Below are 20,220 nucleotides of genomic sequence, written 5' to 3' on the forward strand. Positions count from 1 at the left end.
TCTGGGCCTTATGTCATTCTTGTGGCCCAACGTGAAGGATGGCCTCAATAGACCTGCCGTCCGTTATATCGGGAGCCATACTGAAGCCGAGGATGCGGGCCACTGTGGGGGCTACGTCTACCAATCGTACTGTTTCCACTATCCCCGGCCGAATGCCATATCCAGCGGCGAGAAATACGCCTTGCATATCCTGTTCGTCCGCTGCATAGCCCCACTCGCCGTAGGTCCCGGCAGGTTCGAAGATAGCCTGCGCGCTCAAATCATCTGAGAGTGTGTAGCCCACTGCAGCCTGCACAAATACATCGCCGCTGTATTCAGCATCCAGTCCCAAATCCGCTAGCTCGCTGCGGCGCAGGATGCGGGCGAAAGGTGCTGCACCATCTTCATCCAGGGTATTGCGAAGAGCGGCTATGACGGATTCCTGAACGGCGGCATACTGGTCAACTTCCACAGTGCCAGAACTTTCACGATCTACAAGGTTAAGGTAGATATGTGCTGCCGCGCCCGAAGAAACCGCTACGGCCTTTGTCTTGTTCGCATTGACGAGGCCATCTTTCGTAATAGCCAGTAGTCCGTCTCTGGACAGTACAGCGCTCAGGTTCACGGTGGTGTGAACAGGAGCCACACCATGGCCAGAAAGAACAAAGATGGCTGTTTCGCTTGCATTGGTTGTCTCCAACAGTTTGCCTAACGCAGTGTCGGCGATCTGGTAGGCCTGAAGCATGTAGGATTGGTAAATGCTTGCTTTTTCCACCGTATAACCCGGTTGGGCAGGATCCACCAGCAAGAACCGGCGTGCGCACAGGCCGATGATCGGCTGTGCCGTGACCAACAGATCGGGTTGGTATTTCGTCCACACATGGGCTGCAACTTCGGACATCCAGCGGGACTGCAGGGACGCCATATACAGATAGTCTTCGTCACTGATCCATCCCAGGCGATGAGCACGCTCATCCGGCGTAGGTGGCGGAAAACCAAACACATCGTTGATTTCACGCAGAAGTTCCACTGGCTGGGCCCGGTTATAACCCACAGGACTTTGATAGAGGGTACACTCACTGTCTTGTAGGTGCGTTATTTTGAAATATGCTCCACTTTGTAATTGTGGACTTACTGAGACCTTTGCCCACTTGCTTGTCTCTAGCAGTACATCACTTGGCTCCACGACCCGCTCGCGCTTAATGAGAAAGCGATCGTAGTTTTCCTGACCATCGTCGATAGAGTCGAGCAATAGTAAGTAGAGGGTGGATACTTGTGCGCCCTCAGCACTCAAAAGATGTATTGTGCCCTCAAGTGGCGGGCTATATGAGACGGGCATACCCTCCCAGTCTGCACTGGCAGTGAGGGTAATGGCATGCAAGGCACTATCCACGTAGATTTCTCCAGTCCCTACTATGTAATCGGCGACCTGTTCCGAGACATCCGGGTCCGCGTCGGGCCAGAAGAGTACCGCCGCGCGTAGTCCGTTCCGCATTGCCGTGCGCCACAGTGGCTCCACCTCACTTGGAGGCGCGGAGGCGCCGGCAGGCGACAGTTCGGTGCCAGGCAAGTGTGCGCGGTCGGCCACCAGCCCTGTTTTGGCAGGGAAGGCGCCCGAGGATAGCGCAGCGTAGGTGGGTAGCGTGGCCGTGGGATCCACGCCCAACAACGCTTCGGCCCGTGCCCCTTTCTCCACCAAGTGGCTCAAATGGGGCATTGTCGTTGCATTCAAATATGCTTTGAGAGCCTCGCTGCCTGCGCCATCGAGTACTAAGAAAAGGGCACCTGGCCCAACACGCCGGTGAAAACTTTCCTTTGGGAATGGACTAACGACGAGATGAGGGGTGATGAGCTGCGGCTGCTCAGTCTTTGTCCTTCGACAGGATGCAAGTGATATGGACAGAATGAGCATGAGAATTATCTTCAGCCGAATGCCTCTCATTTATTACAACCCTCGTTCCAGGCCAATGAAACGAACTTTCGCACTTGATTGTGTAGGAGACCATTGGAGGCTAGTAACGTAGCATCAGTCAGGTGCCAACACTCGCCAGCAAAATTCGTTACTGTACCACCCGCCTCTCGCACAATGAGAGCACCGGCAGCGGCATCCCACGGGTGCAGGCTTGGCTGGATGTAGAAGTCGATCCACCCGGCGGCGACCAGGCAGAGCGACAGAGCCGCACTTCCAATGGAACGAACGGTAACGATATGTGGCAAAATGAGACCCATCAATTTCACCAACAGTTCCCGGGCCGGAGGCTCGTAAGGGACGCTGAAACCTCCTATGGCCCGTGTCAAGTCGGGCGCAGTGTTCACATGAATGGGGCGGTCGTTCAGGTAAGCGCCTTTGTTCCTCTCGGCATGGAAGAGCAATCTTTGGTTCGGTTCATAAACCACACCCAGCAACGGCTCGTCGTCGTGATAGAGACTTATGGAGACGGAGAAAACGGGGTAGTGATGCGCGTAATTCGTTGTACCGTCCAGGGGGTCTACAACCCACAAATATCTGGAGTGCCCCTTCCCTTCATTTGCCCCTGCTTCCTCTGATAGGATAGCGTGATCCGGATAGGCCGCTTGTAGGATCTCGAGGATAGCCGCCTCCGCCTTGTAATCAACCTCGGTTACTATGTTCCGGAAACCTTTAGATCGAATCACCTGGGCCTTATTCAATTCCTCGATTAATATCTGGCCAGCGACACGCGCGGCTCTAATTGCTGTCTCTAACATGAGAAATCGCCCTGTTTACTGGGATAACAAACCATTGGCTTCGCGAGCAGCATCATCCAGGGCCTGTTTGGGAGACTTCGTCCCGTTGAGCGCTTCGCGCATAGCCTCGGCGAGCAGTTCTTGAACCTGATACCATGCGGCTATGCGAGGCTCCGCTCGGGCATAGGACAAGAACTCTGCGGCAGTGGCGTAAGCAGGGTTGTTCTTGATGTAATCCTTCATCACGTCCAGGGCGAGAGCCGACTTGCGGAGAGGGAAATAATTGGTTGCCATGGCCCATCGGGCATTGTTCTCGGGCTGGGTAAACCAGCGGATGAACAGCCAAGATGCCAGTTGCCGTTGCGGCGTGCTCTTGAAGAGGACGATGCTGGGGCCATGGATGATTACAACGGGCTCAGTTGTATTATGAGGTATCGGGGCTACTGCCCAACGGAACCTAGGTTTTCGTGTCTTGGGGTCGGTAATCTGCTGGGTATAGTAAGGGATTCCTGCCGACGTACCGGTGGTGAAGAGCGCCTTCTGTGTAGCAAAAGCGCTCTGATCATCATAGCGTTTACTCACTTGATAGGCATAGCCGCTGGAGACCAGTTCTGTGAGGAACGTAAGAGCGGCAACACCTTCGGAGTTATGAAAGGCTGCTTGTTTGTAGTCATCGCTCGTCAAGCTCCCTCCATATGACCAGATCCAATTCTCTAATACATAATGGTTCACATCCAGAGCATACCCATAGGCGTCCCTTATCCCATCCCCATCGGTGTCTCCAGAAGCGGCAATGCACAGGCTTCTGAATTGCTCCCATGTCTCCGGGGGAGTCTCGTAACCCAGCGCCTCTAACCAATCCATGTTGTAATACAGAACCTCCATGCTACGACTAGGCGGAAAACTTAATAGGCGGTTCTCGTAAGTGGGATATCGGTCAGATTCTAGAATGGTGGAAAAGATATCGGCTAGATCATCGGGAGTAAGGCCATATCGTACACTGCCAACATAGTCATCTAGCGGCTCGACAATACCGTATTGCTGGTACTCGGCCACTTGATTGGGAAAAGCGATAGCCAAATCGGGCGGCACACCAGCGGCCAAAGAGTCCAAGATCTTCTTTCGGATGTCGCTGAAATAGCCAGCATACTCTGCTCTGACAGTGATATGCCATTCGTTGGTCCTATTAAATTCCTCTACCAATTCCTGGAGTAGTCTTTCCTGGTCCTTGGTATACACATGCCAGAAAACGACCTCCTGTCCAGAGGGGTCAATGAGGCTAATTGGGTCGAGTTCAGTGGTGGGTGTGGGTGACACGACCGATGGAGAAGGCGTGGGCAATGACACGGTCGCTGGAGTGGGTGTGGACGGTGGCGCGACCGTACTGGATGTGGCAGTCGGGGTCACCAATGTGCGTACAGAAGTAGGAAACACACGGTTGGTATATGTGGGCACCGAGGTAGGATGCGCTTGGGCAACCTCTGATGTAGTGGAAGGTGCACGAATGAGTGTTTTATCCGAAGCGCAGCCCGCGAAGAGTGCCAAAGAGATGAGAGAGGTGACCATTATTATGAAAACAAGCGCTTTGAGGCGCACCTGTTTCCTCCCTGTAACCCGATTCAAGGCGATTGTATTGGAAAGATGCCCATTGGTCAAACTTTCATCCCCGACCTAAGTTGCACATTTGTTCTAAACGCATTATAATCAATCTGCTTGACCGAGAAGTTGTCTGCCGTTGTAGGCTGAGGATAGAATATGGCAGAGGATCTCTTCACTTACAGTCGAAAAGAGCAGATCCAGCGAGAAGCACCTTTAGCGGCACGGATGCGACCTCGCACGCTGGATGAATTTGTCGGCCAAGAGAAGATACTCGGGCCAGGGCGGCTCCTCAGACGCGCTATAGAGACTGATCAACTTTCTTCGCTAATCCTCTGGGGTCCACCAGGCACGGGAAAGACCACCTTGGCTATGGTCATTGCCAACCACACGAAATCCCACTTTGAAACTATCAGCGCAGTGATGGCTGGCGTGGCAGATATCCGCCGGCTAGTGGAGGAGGCCAAAAAGCGTCGTTCTCTGTACGGCCAACGCACCATTGTGCTTGTGGATGAGATTCACCGTTTCAACAAGGCCCAACAGGATGCACTCTTACCCCACGTCGAAAATGGCACCATCATTTTGGTGGGTGCGACGACGGAAAATCCATATTTTGAGGTCATCTCTGCGCTTGTCTCACGCTCGCGGGTTTTTCGACTCGACCCGCTGACTGAAGACGATTTGATCACCATCATAAAACGAGCTCTGACGGACAAAGAACGTGGTTACGGCAGGCTCAAGGTGCATATTGATGAGGACGCTTTATCACACTGGGTCAACGTTGCTGGCGGCGACGCCCGAGTGGCACTAAACGCATTAGAATCTGCTGTCGAAACCACTCCACCCGATGAAAGTGGCACAATTCACATTGATCTCAACATCGCACAGGAGTCCGTCCAGCGCCGAGCCATTCTCTATGACAAAAACGGCGACGCTCACTATGACACTATTTCTGCGTTCATCAAGAGTCTGCGTGGAAGCGATCCGGATGCCGCGCTCTATTGGATGGCGAAGATGATCTATGCTGGCGAAGACCCTCGTTTCATTGTTCGCCGCATGATCATTCTGGCCTCTGAGGATATTGGTCTGGCTGACCCACAGGCGTTGGTGGTAGCCACAGCAGCGGCCCAGGCTTTGGAGTGGGTGGGGTTACCTGAAGCGCAGTATGCTTTGGCTGAGGCGGCAATCTATCTGGCCACCGCACCGAAGAGCAATTCCGTGGGTGGCTATTGGAAAGCGTTGGAGGATGTGGAAAGGCTCGGCGCTATCGAGGTTCCTGACCACCTCAAGGATGCCAGCCGTGATGGCAAGGCGTTGGGGCACGGAAAAGGCTACAAATATCCTCACGGTTACCCTGGCCATCACGTGGCTCAGCAATATCTCCCCGATAGGCTCCAGGGGCGACGTTACTACGAGCCGGGTGAACAGGGATACGAACGGGTGATCAGGGAACGGTTAGAAAGATGGCGGAAGGCAATGCGGGGCGAGTAACCTAACCGCGCTGCCCCAGATACTCTCCCTTTCCAATCCCTGTTACTGTGCCTGACCTCGCTGATACAGAGCCTGGGCGTGAAACGAACTACGCACAAATGGTCCCGAGAGGACACCCAGGAAACCCATCGCTTCAGCCTGTTGCTGGTAGAAGGCAAAGGTGTCGGGGTGAACGTATTCTGCTACCGGATAGTGAGTGGCTGACGGTCGCAGATATTGACCAATTGTCAACAAGTCGCAGCCAACGGCGCGCAAATCGCGCATCACGGCGATCACTTCATCTCGGCTTTCGCCGAGCCCCACCATAAGTCCGGATTTGGTCAATCCACCCGGCTTCAACGTCCGTGCCACTTTGAGCAATCGTAGGGAACGCTGATAATCAGCCTGGGGTCGCACCTTGGAGTATAGGCTGGGGACGGTCTCTACGTTGTGACCCAACACCTCTGGCGCGGCGGCCATGACCGTTGCTAATGCGGTCTCATCTCCGCGGAAATCGGGCACTAATGCCTCTACTGTAACGCCTAGCTCCTCATGTAGTGCCTGGATGCAGGCCGCGAAAGCCGATGCTCCGCCGTCGGGTAAGTCATCCCGTGTGACCGAAGTCAATACAACGTGGCGTAGGCGCAAGTGCCGGGCTGCGGCCACCAGACGGGCGGGTTCGGTAGTGTCTAAGGGTTCCCCCTGCCCATGTTTCACATTGCAGAAACGGCAGTTTCGCGTGCACGTGCGGCCGAGAATGAGAAAAGTGGCTGTGCCCTCGGAGAAACAATCGCCGATGTTCGGGCAATTAGCCTCCTCACAAATGGTCGCCAGTCGCATCTGCCCCAGAAGTGAAACCACGATCTGCATCGCTTTTTGACTAGGTGCTCGTTTGACCAGCCAGCGCGGTTTCGTGTCCGCAGAATCGGTACTCATACTCCTCCCTCATCCAATTCTTGCAGGAGCATTATACTTTATGAGAGCGGAGATGAAAATGCAATGAGTCAAGGACGTCTTCTTCAAGCGGCCCCAGAGAGTCTGGCTTTGCATTATATCTAAAGCGTGGTATACTTTATATAAAACTGCGCGCTTTTTTGAAGATATGGCCCATTCGAACATGAAAGTGAATTATTCGTAGCAATCCCGTTATCGGAGAAGGAGGCTTTTTGGCATTTTGGAGAGCACAGAAATCAGCGCAATTCGCAGGTAGAATAACCACTAAGCATGTGCTCGAGGGTTCGGAACGTGAACGCTGGGAAGCAATAGAGGCAGTTGGACATAACTTGGATGCCGAGTGGGTGGGGGCACTGGTCAGTGTCTTGGGTGACCCAAGCCCCGTTTTGCGCTGGGCGGCTGGTGTCGCGCTATCGTGCTCGCGGCCTCGCAATGTATTAGAGCGGCTTGTGGCGATGGCGAGTAGAGGCAGTGTTTATCAGCGAGCCAGTGTAGCCGATGCGTTGGGAATGCTTGGAGACCCCAGCGCCATCGCCCCGCTCTGTGCAGCCCTCAAAAGCCGTAGCGAATTGGTGCGCTGGAGTGCGGCGGAAGCCTTGGCTAAACTGGCCGATGAGCGCGCTGTGCCTGCCCTCATTCGTGCTTTGCAAGATGATTCGATGTGGGTACGCCGCGGCGCTGCAATGGCTTTGGGACACGCGGGTTCTGTGAGTGCAGTGCCAGCGCTTCTGGAACTTTTGCGTCACGATGTCCCGTTAGTGCGATCCGCCATAGCGTTAGCCCTCGGCCGTATCGGCGACACACGGGCTTTCGACGCATTGTTGCAACTCACCCACGATTCACATCCACAGGTACGCCGCGATGCGGCTCGCGCGCTGGGCATGTTGGGCGACGAACGCGCCCAGCATCGCCTCCAGATGCTCGGCGCTGATGAGACTCAGGTCTTCGGTCAATCTGTGGGCGCTGCAGCTGAATGGGCTTTGGCAGAGATCGAACGTCAGAAGCGACGCCGCGTGGGGTGGCGGCGAGTTTTTCTGAATGCCTTAACTGAGCGGTTGCTCGGATAGAAATCAACCACTTGGATGCCGCGAGGCGGCGTAGGTTAGATAGCAACAAGATCCGTTTCGACAGCCATAAAGGTGTTGGAGGGACCAGGAGATGATTTACTGCCCTGCGTGTGGTACAGCGAACAGGGATGGCAGTCGCTTCTGCAATGAGTGCGGGGGGCGTCTGGACCAGAGCATTGGTCTCCTGTGCCCTAACTGCAATGCTTCCAATCCGTTGGGCACCTTGCACTGCAGCCAATGCGGTGCTCCACTAGTGCCTTCCACCAGTGGTTTGCAAGATCAGGCCGGTGAACCGGGCTATGAGGAAGCGCTTTCGGCCGAGACTCCCCCTTTGTCCCAAGAGAGCGAAGCAGTACCGGCTGTTTCACTAAAAGCCCTGCCTGAATGGCTATACCAAGAAGAGGATGAGACCGAAATCCCTGCTCCAGAGGCTCCGGTCGAGGAGGCGAGTGTGGACGTCTCCGTCCCTAATATTCCGGAAATGGTGTCGGAGGTTCATGCTAAAGCCCAACCTTCCTCTCCCACTCTATCGCTCTCATCTTCTGACTTGGACCGGGCTCCTATTTCAGGCCCTCTGGCAGGCATTGCGGGTGTGCTCCCGTTGCCAGAAGAGTACGACAGTGCCCAGAGGTCACAACGTCTCAGCCCCGTGCAATGGTGGCCAAAGCCCACGACGGAAAAGACAGAGCCAAGACCTACGGCGGGCCGGGGTTCACGGGCAGAAAGTCTTGCGCCTGGGCTGATAGCCGTAGTAGTGGTCGTCATTCTTCTGGTGCTGGCCTTATTTGGGATACTCGTTGCTCAAGGGGTTATCCGTGTCCCGGGACGCTGATTCGATTCTACTTGCTGACATTGGGAATATCTGGACAAGGGCTTGGTTGCTCGATAAGGTGGGCAACGAGCATCGGTTGGTGGCTCGTTCGCGTGCGCGAAGTGTTCTGGGAGGGCCAGGTAGCGATGTGCGGGTGGGCTTGCGAGCGGCATTCCGAACTATAGAAAAGTACTCTGGCCGCCGCCTCACCTATGAGGGGGGCGAGCCAATCTCCCCGGAGGGGGCTAGCGGTGAAGGCGTGGACGCCGTTTTTATCACGGTAAGTGCGGACTGCCCGTTTCGCTTGACATTATTAGGTGGTGAATCCGACCAAAGCGTCGATCTTCTGCGTGCTGCTTTGGCGGAACTACCAGTGCTCTTGCATGATGTTATTTATCTCGAACGAGTTTCCACTGGGAGAATAGAGGACGCTGCAGGTTTTTTGGACCATCCGCCGGACCTGGTGCTCTTGACTGGCACACGACCCGATCTTATCTATGCGGGTGCTCGCCTATTGGCTGCCCTCTTCGCTGGCATAGAACCGAACCGCCGTCCAGCGACTCTCTATGTGGGCACACCTGAGGCATTGCAACAAGTGGCAGATCTGCTGACGGGTGTGGCGGACTACGTCGCCTTGGGTGAGGATGCACTCAAAGTCAGAGCACTGCAGCGGGAACTACATGACCGCTATAAACGAGCGTTGCTGCATTATTTTCCCGGCATGAGAGCGGTCAATGGATGGTCTACAGCGCCAGTAAGGCCCAGTTACGAGAGCGTGAGAACGTTGGCAACGGCGCTGATGACACAAAGGAACCTGCCGCGTGGAGTTGCAGTGGCATATGTGGATGGAGCCTCCTGCACACTCGCGGTGATCCGGGATACAGAGCGGCTGATCGTCAGACCAGATGTCGGCTCAGAGTTGGTGCCCGTTGCTCCTGTGGACTTGGCTCGCTGGCTGCCTTTCACCGCGTCCGAAGACGAGATCGCGGTCCGTGTGGCAAATATGCGCACCCGTCCCGCCAGTGCTTCAGTGACGAGTGAAGACATTTCAGTCGAGGCGGCAATGGCGCGTGAGATTGTACGACGTGCTGCGCAGGATTATGCAAATGATGCGGGACATAGTTTCGACCTGATTGTGTTTGGTGGCCCGATAGTAGATGCCATTGGGAATCCGGCCTTGCTAACCCTTGTAGCATTAGATGCCCTTGAACCGGAAGGAGTGGGACGGCTGGTCCTGGATCGCCACGGTTTGTTGAGTTCGGCGGGCATTTGGGCAGCAATAGACCCTGCCGCTGCAGTTGATTTTCTAGAATGTGATGGGTTTCTGGATGTGGGGCCGGTTATCGCCCCGTTGGGACGTGGAAAAGTGGGCGCGCGCGCCTTATCCGTCGAGTGGATCTCAGCGGAAGGAGAACGCAAAAGAGAAAACGTGGCTTTTGGTTCGATTGCCACCATCCCAGTACACACCAGTGCCCCGATCTCTGTAGACCTGCGGCCTTCGCCTAGGTTTGACATCGGCCGGGCGCAGCGTGGATGGGGTGGGACGGTCCGTCTAGTAGGTGGTGAATTGGGCCTTCTAATTGATGCGCGAGGCCGTCCGCTGACTTGGCCATCAAAAGGCACTCAAAGCCTGATTCAACAGTGGCAGACGGCGGTAGAGATGGGATGTGGTGACCGTCTTTCCTGGGAGAACAAGTGATGACAGTGTGGCCTCTGGTGCGAGTGACACGGGCGCGGGTGCTGCCCGTGCCCGGCGAAGTGCAAGTGCAGGCGGGGCAGAACGTATCACCCGCGGATGTGATTGCCGAGACCGTTAACTCCGCACCAGCAGTGCTGATAGATGTAGCCCATGCGCTTGGCGTGGATGAAAAGGATGTCCTTCGCTTGATGCAAATACGCCCGGGTGAGGCGGTAGATCAAAGCGCGATTATAGCGTGCCGGCCGGATTTTGGTGGCTTGTACGTTCGGCGTTGCCGGTCGCCCGTGAAAGGGCGTTTCGTGGCACAGGCAGCCGGATGGGCGATTATCCGTCCCGATGGAGAGAAATACATCTGCACTGCCGGACTATATGGCGAGGTCATGCGCGTTATCCCTAACTACGGGGCTATCATCCGTGCCGATGTCGCGCGTGTTCGTGGCGTATGGGGAACCGGAGGTGAGGCACGCGGTCCCTTGGGTGTAATCTCGACCCGTCGCGGCGATATATTGTCGCCTGCCATGATCCACGAGCGACACCGGGGATGCATTCTGTTAGTTGGCGCTGGGGTTACCAGGGAGGGCATGGAAGCTGCGCTGGCTGGGGGTGTGAAAGGCATTATAACCGGCAGTCTGGATGCTGCCTGGTTGGGTACCGGAAAACTACCGCCTTTGCCGGTTATGATCACCGAAGGTTGGGGAGCACTGCCGATGGCAACCCCGATTTTCAACCTCCTGTGCGCTCTCCAAGGTCGCGAGGCGTTACTCATCGCTGTGCCCGTTGACTCTACTCACGGCACTGAGCCAGAGCTACTGGTCAGTCATGGTGCCGGCAAGCGCGCTGATGTGCCGCGCGAAGGAAATGAATCTTCGAGCACGCGAGTAAGAGCACCTGTGCGGCTGACGAGAGAACCTTATCTTGGCTTGATTGGTTGGCTGGAGGGATCTACTACTCGCCTCTCACGACTTGACCGATTTGGATACTACCAGGTAGTTGATGTAGTCTTAGGTGATGGCCAACGTATTACGGTGCCGACGGAGAACATCGAGTTCTTGTAAGAACGCGGTATCCACTCCACAGTGTCAATTTTGCCGGAAGGAGGGCAATGGATATGGCCAATGTATTGCCTGATATCTCACCGGAGGGAACTACCCCACCTTCGCGAGGGCGCAACTGGGGAGTAATTATCATTGCGATGGCAGTTGTTGTGGGCCTGATTTTGCTTGGAGCGTTAGGCGTAGCATTGTTCCTCCGCTCACGAGGGGGAATCTCTGCTATCCGCCTATTAGCAGCCACTCCTACACCGATGCCTACTTTCACTCAGATGCCTACTTTCACGCCGTTGCGACCCACATTTACGCCCCTGCCTACTGTAACACCCACATCCGTGCCAACCCTTGAGCCAACGGCAACGAGGGTGCCCACTTTCACCCCCCTACCACCGACGCTTACGCCAACACCACAGGCAGGTGAAGTCCCTAATACGGGGTTTGGCGACGCAGTATTATTTATCGGGGGTTTCGCGCTTGTAGTCGTCTTTTTCCTGGCGCGGCGGCTGCGGCTGAAGAGCAACTTCTGAGGTAGATCATGGCTCTGACACGGGAACAAGTAGCACACATTGCCGAATTGGCAAAATTGGCTTTGACTGAGGAAGAGATCGCGGTCTACAGTGCTCAACTGTCCGCCATCCTTGACTATGCGGCCCTGTTACAGCGTCTTGACACAGAGGCTATCCCACCAACGGCGAGTGTGCTGCCGTTACGCAATGTGATGGCCCCTGACGTGCCACAGCCCTGTATGGATCGAGAAGATGTTCTCTTGAACGCACCTGACGCCCAAGACGGCTATTTCAGAGTAAAGCCGGTGTTGGAATAGCCACACCGTGACATCTCGGATTGTCAATCAGTGTGAAGCGGGGAAGGGGCATTTGTTAGTCGCTTGGTTCGGCCATAAATCGCGGACACGAGGCGACGGTCTGATTACTTATTCCGAAGAGATGACGAATGGTCTCCGACAGCGTGGTCTGCGGGTGATCGTTTTCTTCCATGGACGCGAGGAGCGTGACGGGTTGGAGGCCGAAGACAATGTACGCATCGGGTCGTTCAACATCCTCAATCGAGATGTGGTTTCTGCGCCCGATGCCCTGTCCGTTATTGAGCGCAGGCTTCGGCAGGAAAAACCCGACGTGGCCCACGTGTCTCTGGCCTTCTCTCAATTAGATTTCAGCCTGCCGGAACTGTGTCACAGCCTGGGGATACCCGTTGTCGCCACACTCCATTTCCCGTACGATCGACGCACCTCGTTCTGGGGTATATTGGCCACGGCTATGTACCGCTTGTACTCGTTGTCTCTCTCTCGTTACGATGCGATAATCATTTTCTCCGAGGAACAACGACAGTTGCTCGCGGGTTTCGGCGTGCCCATTGAGCGCATCCACGTTATTCCAAACGGTGTGGATACCAGTCGCTGGTCTCCTGGCCCATCGGATTATAAGACGCAGGTAGGGGCTGATTGTCTGATCGCTTTCTGTGGGCGTCTGGACCCGGAGAAAAACGTCGGGGCGCTTTTGGAGGCCTTTGAGAGAATGAATCCTCCGCCGGGCTGTAAACTCGTCGTGGTCGGCGATGGGGTGATGGCCCCTTTGTTACGCTCTCGCTACGCCGACAACTCCAACATTATCTTCACCGGCCTGATCGCCGAAGAGACCGAGCGAGTGCGCATACTTCGCGCCGCCGATATTTTCGTTCTCCCATCGGAGGTCGAGGGTTTGTCTCTCTCCATGCTGGAGGCCATGTCCACGGGCCTGGCTACGGTTGCCACCGACGTAGGTGGAGATAGCGAGGCGCTGCGTGGAGCCGGCATCCTCATCGAGCCCCGACATCTCGATGTTCAACTCCCATTGGCGTTACAAATCTTGTTGGATTTCCCCGAGTTCCGACTCCTATTGGGTCAGCGAGCCCGGCAACGGGCGACCGAATACTATGATCTCAATAAGAACATTGACCGGGTGGTCAACTTATATCAAGACCTGGTCGTTGAGTACAGAAAGGGAGAGAATTGATTTCAGGGTGGCATGAACTTTCGGTCCACGAGGCAAGTGCACTGCTCCAGGCGAGGGAGATTTCCTCAGTCGAACTGACTGAGGCCATGATCGACCGCATCGTGGCACTGGATAACACGATTCGCGCTTTCCTGACCATTACTCCTGAGGTAGCGTTGGAGCAGGCTCGTGAAGCAGATGAGCGCCGAGCCGCCGGGGAAGGCGGTGATCTGCTAGGCATACCTTTGGCGATCAAAGACGTTCTCTGTACCCAGGGTATCCCGACCACCTGTGGCTCGCGAATCTTGGAGAATTTCATACCGCCCTATGACGCCACAGTCGTTGCCAAACTCAAGGTCCAGGGGGCGGTGATACTGGGCAAGACCAATACCGACGAGTTCGCGATGGGTTCTTCTACGGAGAACTCGGCCTACTTCACTACCCGTAACCCTTGGGATACTACCCGCGTGCCCGGGGGATCCAGTGGTGGCAGTGCGGCGGCGGTCTGCGTCGGCGAGTGTCTGGCCGCGCTGGGCACGGATACGGGTGGCAGCGTGCGCCAGCCCGCAGCGCTGTGCGGAGTAGTGGGCCTGAAACCCACTTATGGGCGAGTTTCGCGCTACGGGCTCGTGGCCTTTGCTTCTTCTTTGGATCAAGTAGGCCCCATCGCGAAGGACGTTACCGATAGTGCTATCCTGTTGAATGCCATCGCCGGATATGATCCCCGCGACTCCACATCAGTGAATGTTCCAGTTCCCAATTACCGGGCGGCACTACGTACTGGGTTAGAAGGCATGCGCATCGGCGTGCCCCGCGAGTATTTCGTCGAGGGGCTTCAACCGGGCGTCGAGGCGGCTATCCGCGCAGCCATCGATATGCTGGCCGATCTGGGGGCCGAAATCGGCGAGGTCTCCTTGCCTCACACGGAGTACGCTTTGCCGACCTACTATCTCATCGCCCCTGCTGAGGCCTCAGCCAACCTGGCTCGCTATGATGGCGTTCGTTACGGCTATTCTGACCCCGACGCACCTGACATGTGGGAGGGGTTCCGTCGCACGCGAGGCCGGGGCTTTGGCCCAGAGGTCAAGCGGCGCATTATGCTGGGAACCTACGCGCTTTCTGCTGGATACTACGATGCCTACTACCTCAAAGCGCAGAAGGTGCGCACATTGATCAAACAGGATTTCGATCAGGCTTTCGGAAAATTCGACGTGTTAGTTGGACCCACTTCTCCGACCACGGCTTTCAAAATCGGCGAAAAGGCAACCGACCCTTTACAAATGTATCTATCTGACATCTTTACACTCTCACAATCATTAGCGGGCATCACGGCCATATCAATCCCCTGCGGCTTCGTTGAGGGATTGCCTGTGGGCCTGCAGATTATGGGCCCAGCCTTCGGCGAGGAAACAATACTGCGTGTGGCCTATGCCTACGAGCAAGCAACTGAATGGCATAAGGCCCAGCCGCCGCTCGCTGCAGGTGTTGGAGCTTGACCATACGGAGGTTGATGCGACAATGAAAGTCGTTATTCCACTGGCAGGTTTTGGGACGCGCCTGCGTCCTCACACCTTCACTAAACCTAAGCCTCTGGTCAGCGTGGCAGGTAAACCTGTCCTGGGACACATCTTGGACAAACTCAAGGGCGTAGATATCAGCGAGATCATTTATATTGTGGGTTACCTGGGTAATCAGATTGAGGAATACGTGGAAGCCAACTACCAGTTCCCCTCCCGCTACGTCGTTCAGGAGGAATTGAAGGGCCAAGCCCACGCTATCTGGCTGGCCCGGGAGCATATCGAAGGGCCAGTGCTCATCATTTTCGTAGACACTATCTTCGAGACCGATCTGAGCGCCCTCAGAGATGAGCCCTCGGACGGCATCGTCTATGTCAGCGAAGTGGACGACCCGGGGCGCTTCGGTGTGGTCATTGTCGGCCAGGATGGCTATATCCAGAGGCTGGTAGAGAAACCCACGAAGCCGGTATCCAACCTGGCCGTCATCGGACTATACTACCTGAAAGATTCGGCGCTTTTGATGGAGTGCATTGACGAACTCATCCGCCGTGACATCAAGACGCAGGGAGAATACTTCTTGGCCGACGCGCTCCAATTGATGATTGACCGAGGCCAACGCCTGGTGGCCCGCACCGTGGAGGTGTGGGAGGACTGCGGGAAGCCTGAAACTGTGCTGCATACCAATCGTTATTTGCTGGAGCACGGCGGAGCCCAGGAGGTGCCCACTGACCACGGCATCCTGATCCCACCGGTCTATGTGGATAAGACGGCGGTTATCCGCGAGTCCATTATTGGGCCTTACGTGAGCGTTGCCGCTGGCGCAGTGATCGTGCGCTCCATCATTCGCAACTCCATCATCAATGAGAACGCGCACATCGAGAACGCCGTGCTCACAGATTCGCTTATCGGCAAGGATGCCGACGTTCGCGGCTCGTTCGAGCGCCTGAATGTAGGGGATTCATCACAGGTATCTTTTGCCGGGGGCGGTGATAGTAAATAATGGATGTGGAGTGCTACTCAGGCTACACCTATGCCCAAGAGCCACGAGCCTTTATCTGGCAAGGCGTGCGGCACGTCATTAAGCGGATATGGCGAGTTTGGCGGGAGCCTTGTGGGCTTTACTTCATGGTGGAAACAGAGGGCGGCTTGCTGTGCACGTTGGTGTACGACGAGGTGCAGGATCTCTGGCGCATAGAGGGTTGAGTTCCTCGGAGAATTTGACGTCTCATTCATTAATCAGGAGGAGCATCCATGATCATCGGTGTGCCAAAGGAAATAAAGGATAAAGAGTTCCGGGTCTCATTGACACCCGGCGGCGCTCGTATGCTCGAAGAAGCAGGCCACAGAGTTTTGGTACAGGCTGGCGCTGGTGAGGGAAGTGGGTTCTCAGATGAGGAGTATGCGGCAGGGCGTGCGGAAATAGTAGTTGACGCGGCGACGGTATGGAAGGGTTCCGAACTGATACTCAAAGTGAAAGAACCCTTGCCTGAAGAGTACGATTATTTGCGCGAGGGGCTTGTGCTCTTCACCTTCCTGCACTTAGCAGCGGATGAACGTCTGACACGCACGCTTTTAGAAAAGAGAATTATCGGTATTGCCTACGAAACTGTGGAACTGTCAGATGGCACACTCCCCCTGCTCACCCCCATGAGCGAGGTGGCAGGTAAGATGGCTGTGCAGATCGGTGCTCACTATTTGGAGGCGATGAACGGCGGACGAGGCAAGTTGTTAGGCGGAGTCCCCGGCGTCCGCCCCGCCGACGTGGTTATCATTGGCGGTGGTACGGTGGGTACGAATGCCGCCCAGGTGGCACTGGGCATGGGTGCCCACGTCACTATCATTGATGTGAACATAGAGCGCTTACGCTATTTGGCTGAGGTGCTGCATGGCAATCTAACCACACTCAGTTCGAATCCAGTGAACGTGGCCGAGGCGGTCCGTTATGCTGATCTCCTCATTGGGGCAGTGCTCGTCAAGGGGGCCAGAGCCCCCAAAATCGTAACCGAGGCTATGGTGCGCACAATGAAGCCTGGCAGCGTCATAGTGGACGTGGCGGTAGATCAGGGCGGGTGTGTGGAAACGACTCGCCCTACGTCACACAGTGCACCCATCTTTCTCGTCCACGGTGTGCTACACTACGGCGTTCCTAATATCCCTGGGGCTGTCCCCCGCACCTCGACGTATGCCCTGTCTAATGTAACATTACCCTACGCGCTGGAATTGGCGAATAAGGGGTTTGAAGCAGCGGTCAGGAGTGATCCGGCGCTATATAAGGGTGTCAACGTATATAGAGGACATTGCACTTACAAGGCTGTGGCGGATACGTTCGGGCTCGAGTACAAGGAGCTGGAAAGCCTACTCTGAGGTATTGGATGGACTACGAACCTGTCGTCGGCATCGAAACCCACGCCCAATTACAAACGCAATCCAAAATGTTCTGCCGCTGTCCGGCCAACTACGCCGGGGCTGAACCCAACACCCTGGTCTGTCCGGTCTGCCTGGGGATGCCAGGCGTCTTGCCGGTGATCAACGAGCGTGCCGTCGAGTACACTGTTCTTGTCGCCCTGGCTCTCCACTGTGAGATCTCCCCGTTCTCCAAATTCGACCGCAAGAACTACCATTACCCAGACCTGGTGAAGGGCTATCAGATATCTCAGTACGATCTGCCCATCTCCCGCGACGGCTGGATTGATCTCGAATTGCCCAGTGGCCGCATCTCGCGTGTCGGCATCGAACGCGTGCACTTAGAAGAGGACACGGGCAAACTCATCCACGTGGAGGGTCACAGCCTGATTGACTTCAACCGCTCCGGCGTGCCCCTGATTGAGGTCGTGACCAAGCCCGACTTGCATTCCCTAGAGGAGGTGCAAGCCTATCTGGCCAAATTGCGCAGCCTCCTGCGCTACCTGCGCGTGAACTCGGGCAACATGGAAGAGGGCGCTATGCGCTTCGAGGCCAATGTCTCTCTACGCCCCATTGGCTCTACGTCGCTCGGTACTAAGGTGGAGATCAAGAACCTCAATAGTTTTCGCGCTGTCCTGCGCTCGTTGGAGTTCGAGATAGGGCGCCAGTCCAGAGCCCTCAGCCGGGGTGAGGTTATCGTCCAGGAGACGATGGGGTGGGACGACGTACGAGGCGTTACTTTCGTGCAGCGTAGCAAAGAGTACGCCCATGACTACCGCTATTTTCCGGAGCCAGATTTGCCTCCTTTGGAATTGAGCCGAGAGTGGGTGGAGTCTGTCCGTGCCAAATTGCCCGAACTACCGGACGCCAAGCGCGAACGCTTTATGGCGCAATACGGACTATCGGCCTATGATGCGAATTTGCTGACCGCCGAACGCGACATCGCTGATTACTTTGAGGCCGCTGTCGCCGCCGGCAAATCACTGGGCGTGAGCGCCAAGAGCGTGGCCAACTGGATGACGGGCGAACTGTTCCGTCTGCTGAACGAGACCGGCCTCGAGATCAGTGCCACCAGGGTCAGCGCCAGCAGTTTGGCATCGCTCATTGCCCTGGTCGAGGGTGGCACCATCAGCGGCAGCACGGGCAAAGAGGTGCTGGCCGAGATGTTCCACAGCGGCGTGGTGGCTGAAGATATCATCGCCGCGCGGGGACTGGCTCAGATCAGCGACGTGAGCGTGCTCGAGGCCATCGTGAACGAAGTGATCGCCACAAACCCGAAGCCAGTCGCTGAATATCGAGCGGGAAAAGAGCCGGTATTGCGCTTCCTCATCGGTCAGGTAATGAAAAAGACCGCGGGCAAGGCGAACCCCGCCCTGGCAGAGGAGTTGCTGCGCAAAAGGCTGCGTGGAGAGTAGGCGAGAGGTTAGGCATGGAAAATGGAAAACAAGGGGCTTAAGCCCCTTGTCCTCAAGCCCCTTGTCCCCAAGCCCCGCGCGCCATCGGACTTGTTGGAGGAGGGCTAAAAGGTGTCAACCGACAAGGGATTCAACCAGGTTACGCGCATTGATCTCTGGGGATTTCTTCCCCCTCTCTCAAATTTTGGCCGCCCACAAATCGTGGTATAATTCACAACTGGAGCGATGTCGCTCCAATCCAGAAAACCAATCAAAGGAGAAAGTATCTATGGGCAAAGAAAATGAAAATCCCTGGCTGATCGCCCAAAAGCAATTCGACTTGGCAGCCGAGAAACTCAATCTCGAGCCTGGCCTGCGTGCCTTCTTGCGCGAACCTATGCGCGAATTGCACGTTACCCTGCCCGTGCGCATGGACGACGGGACAGTCAAGGTTTTCAAAGGCTTCCGCGTCCAGTATAACGACGCTCGTGGCCCAACGAAAGGCGGCATTCGCTATCATCCGGAGGAAACGATTGATACGGTCCGCGCTTTGGCAGCGTGGATGACCTGGAAGTGCGCAGTGATGGACATCCCGTTGGGTGGTGGCAAAGGTGGCATTATCTGCGACCCGCGGACAATGTCCCAGGGCGAGTTAGAGCGACTCAGCCGGGCCTACATTCGCCAGGTGGGGCGTATCCTCGGCCCAGAGAAAGACATTCCTGCACCAGATGTGTACACCAACCCGCAAATCATGGCCTGGATGATGGACGAATTCAGTTTCCTTCGCGGCTACAACGAACCCGGCGTGATCACGGGCAAACCACTACCGCTAGGTGGTTCCGCCGGACGTAGTGACGCCACTGCCCGGGGCGGTATCTACTGCATCCGCGAGGCAGCCAAAGTATTGGGCCTTGATCTGAAGGGCGCAACGGCAGCCATCCAAGGGTATGGCAACGCTGGACAGCACGCCCATGTGCTGGGCCAGGAAATCCTCGGCTTGAAAGTCGTGGCGGTCAGCGATAGCACAAGTGGTATCTACAATCCCGATGGTTTAGACCCCCACGCGACCATCGCCCACAAAGAGACAACGGGCAAGTGCAGGGGGTTCCCTGGCAGCAAAGAGATTACCAACGCCGAACTGCTCGAACTGGATGTAGATATCCTCATTCCAGCGGCACTCGAGAACCAGATCACGGCCGAGAACGCTCCGCGCATCAAAGCCAAGATCCAAGCAGAACTGGCCAATGGCCCCACTACGCCAGAGGCCGACGACATCCTCTATCGGAAGGGTGTCTATGTGATTCCTGATTTCCTGTGCAATGCTGGAGGGGTGACCGTTTCGTATTTCGAGGGCGTGCAGAACGCTTACAACTACTATTGGTCGGTCGAAGAGGTGTACGAGAAACTCGACGCCAAGATGACTGCAGCTTTCCACGCTGTGCATGAGATGGCGCAGAAGCACAAAGTGAACAACCGCATGGCTGCCTACATGGTGGCCGTGGCCCGGGTCGCTGAGGCGGTGAAATTGCGCGGCTGGGTGTAACGACGCGAAGCCAACCCAAAAGGGGGAGTCGCCACATCAGGCCG

At 55.9% G+C, this 20,220-nt stretch carries 19 protein-coding genes; 15 read left to right on the top strand and 4 right to left on the bottom strand.

Annotated elements, in window-relative coordinates:
* Positions 1-13: 13 nt before the first annotated feature.
* From H5T64_02805 to H5T64_02815, 3 genes are read right to left on the bottom strand one after another with little or no spacing between them, the layout of a single operon-like run.
* Complete coding sequence (locus tag H5T64_02805; protein MBC7263270.1) at positions 14-1,921, bottom strand: alkaline phosphatase family protein; 1,908 nt, start codon at positions 1,919-1,921, stop codon at positions 14-16.
* The gene (locus H5T64_02810) at positions 1,918-2,706 is read right to left on the bottom strand and encodes an inositol monophosphatase (GenBank protein ID MBC7263271.1); all 789 of its coding nucleotides are present in this window, start codon (positions 2,704-2,706) and stop codon (positions 1,918-1,920) included. The genes H5T64_02805 and H5T64_02810 overlap by 4 nt, the downstream gene beginning before the upstream one ends.
* 15 nt (positions 2,707-2,721) lie before the next feature.
* Positions 2,722-3,924 (bottom strand): ABC transporter substrate-binding protein, encoded by a 1,203-nt coding sequence (locus tag H5T64_02815; GenBank protein MBC7263272.1) that lies wholly within the window; start codon positions 3,922-3,924, stop codon positions 2,722-2,724.
* 34 nt (positions 3,925-3,958) lie between these two features.
* Here H5T64_02815 and H5T64_02820 point away from each other — a divergent pair, with 34 nt between their 5' ends.
* Complete coding sequence (locus tag H5T64_02820; protein ID MBC7263273.1) at positions 3,959-4,360, top strand: hypothetical protein; 402 nt, start codon at positions 3,959-3,961, stop codon at positions 4,358-4,360.
* An 80-nt stretch (positions 4,361-4,440) separates the two neighbouring features.
* Positions 4,441-5,772, top strand: coding sequence for an AAA family ATPase (locus H5T64_02825; GenBank protein MBC7263274.1), 1,332 nt, complete (start codon positions 4,441-4,443; stop codon positions 5,770-5,772).
* A 42-nt stretch (positions 5,773-5,814) separates the two neighbouring features.
* On the opposite strand, the gene lipA is transcribed toward H5T64_02825, so the two are convergent.
* Positions 5,815-6,687 (bottom strand): lipoyl synthase, encoded by an 873-nt coding sequence (gene lipA / locus H5T64_02830; protein MBC7263275.1) that lies wholly within the window; start codon positions 6,685-6,687, stop codon positions 5,815-5,817.
* Between the two features lie 230 nt (positions 6,688-6,917).
* On the opposite strand from lipA, the gene H5T64_02835 reads away from it, so the two are divergent.
* From H5T64_02835 to H5T64_02895, 13 genes are all read left to right on the top strand, one after another.
* On the top strand, positions 6,918-7,772 hold the full coding sequence (locus tag H5T64_02835; protein ID MBC7263276.1) for a HEAT repeat domain-containing protein: 855 nt from the start codon (positions 6,918-6,920) through the stop codon (positions 7,770-7,772).
* A 91-nt stretch (positions 7,773-7,863) separates the two neighbouring features.
* Positions 7,864-8,604, top strand: a complete 741-nt coding sequence (locus H5T64_02840; protein ID MBC7263277.1) for a zinc ribbon domain-containing protein — start codon at positions 7,864-7,866, stop codon at positions 8,602-8,604.
* The gene (locus H5T64_02845; protein MBC7263278.1) at positions 8,588-10,282 is read left to right on the top strand and encodes a glutamate mutase L; all 1,695 of its coding nucleotides are present in this window, start codon (positions 8,588-8,590) and stop codon (positions 10,280-10,282) included. Before H5T64_02840 ends, H5T64_02845 begins: the two co-directional genes overlap by 17 nt.
* On the top strand, positions 10,282-11,337 hold the full coding sequence (locus tag H5T64_02850) for a hypothetical protein (protein MBC7263279.1): 1,056 nt from the start codon (positions 10,282-10,284) through the stop codon (positions 11,335-11,337). Before H5T64_02845 ends, H5T64_02850 begins: the two co-directional genes overlap by 1 nt.
* A 53-nt stretch (positions 11,338-11,390) precedes the next feature.
* Entirely contained in the window at positions 11,391-11,858 is a 468-nt protein-coding gene (locus tag H5T64_02855; GenBank protein ID MBC7263280.1) for a hypothetical protein, read from the top strand.
* Between the two features lie 5 nt (positions 11,859-11,863).
* A complete protein-coding gene (gene gatC, locus H5T64_02860) occupies positions 11,864-12,154 on the top strand; it encodes an Asp-tRNA(Asn)/Glu-tRNA(Gln) amidotransferase subunit GatC (GenBank protein ID MBC7263281.1) in 291 nt (96 codons plus the stop codon).
* Between the two features lie 52 nt (positions 12,155-12,206).
* On the top strand, positions 12,207-13,340 hold the full coding sequence (locus tag H5T64_02865; GenBank protein MBC7263282.1) for a glycosyltransferase family 4 protein: 1,134 nt from the start codon (positions 12,207-12,209) through the stop codon (positions 13,338-13,340).
* On the top strand, positions 13,340-14,815 hold the full coding sequence (gene gatA, locus H5T64_02870) for an Asp-tRNA(Asn)/Glu-tRNA(Gln) amidotransferase subunit GatA (GenBank protein MBC7263283.1): 1,476 nt from the start codon (positions 13,340-13,342) through the stop codon (positions 14,813-14,815). Before H5T64_02865 ends, gatA begins: the two co-directional genes overlap by 1 nt.
* A gap of 22 nt (positions 14,816-14,837) precedes the next feature.
* Positions 14,838-15,836, top strand: coding sequence for an NTP transferase domain-containing protein (locus H5T64_02875; protein MBC7263284.1), 999 nt, complete (start codon positions 14,838-14,840; stop codon positions 15,834-15,836).
* A complete protein-coding gene (locus H5T64_02880; protein ID MBC7263285.1) occupies positions 15,836-16,039 on the top strand; it encodes a hypothetical protein in 204 nt (67 codons plus the stop codon). Before H5T64_02875 ends, H5T64_02880 begins: the two co-directional genes overlap by 1 nt.
* A 48-nt stretch (positions 16,040-16,087) precedes the next feature.
* The gene (gene ald / locus H5T64_02885) at positions 16,088-17,200 is read left to right on the top strand and encodes an alanine dehydrogenase (GenBank protein MBC7263286.1); all 1,113 of its coding nucleotides are present in this window, start codon (positions 16,088-16,090) and stop codon (positions 17,198-17,200) included.
* Positions 17,201-17,208: 8 nt separating this feature from the next.
* A complete protein-coding gene (gene gatB / locus H5T64_02890; GenBank protein ID MBC7263287.1) occupies positions 17,209-18,654 on the top strand; it encodes an Asp-tRNA(Asn)/Glu-tRNA(Gln) amidotransferase subunit GatB in 1,446 nt (481 codons plus the stop codon).
* Between the two features lie 268 nt (positions 18,655-18,922).
* Positions 18,923-20,176: a Glu/Leu/Phe/Val dehydrogenase gene (locus tag H5T64_02895; protein ID MBC7263288.1), complete on the top strand. Its 1,254-nt coding sequence runs from the start codon at positions 18,923-18,925 to the stop codon at positions 20,174-20,176.
* Positions 20,177-20,220 lie beyond the last annotated feature (44 nt).

Source organism: Chloroflexota bacterium, from assembly GCA_014360825.1.
Lineage (GTDB): Bacteria > Chloroflexota > Anaerolineae > UBA2200 > JACIWT01 > JACIWT01.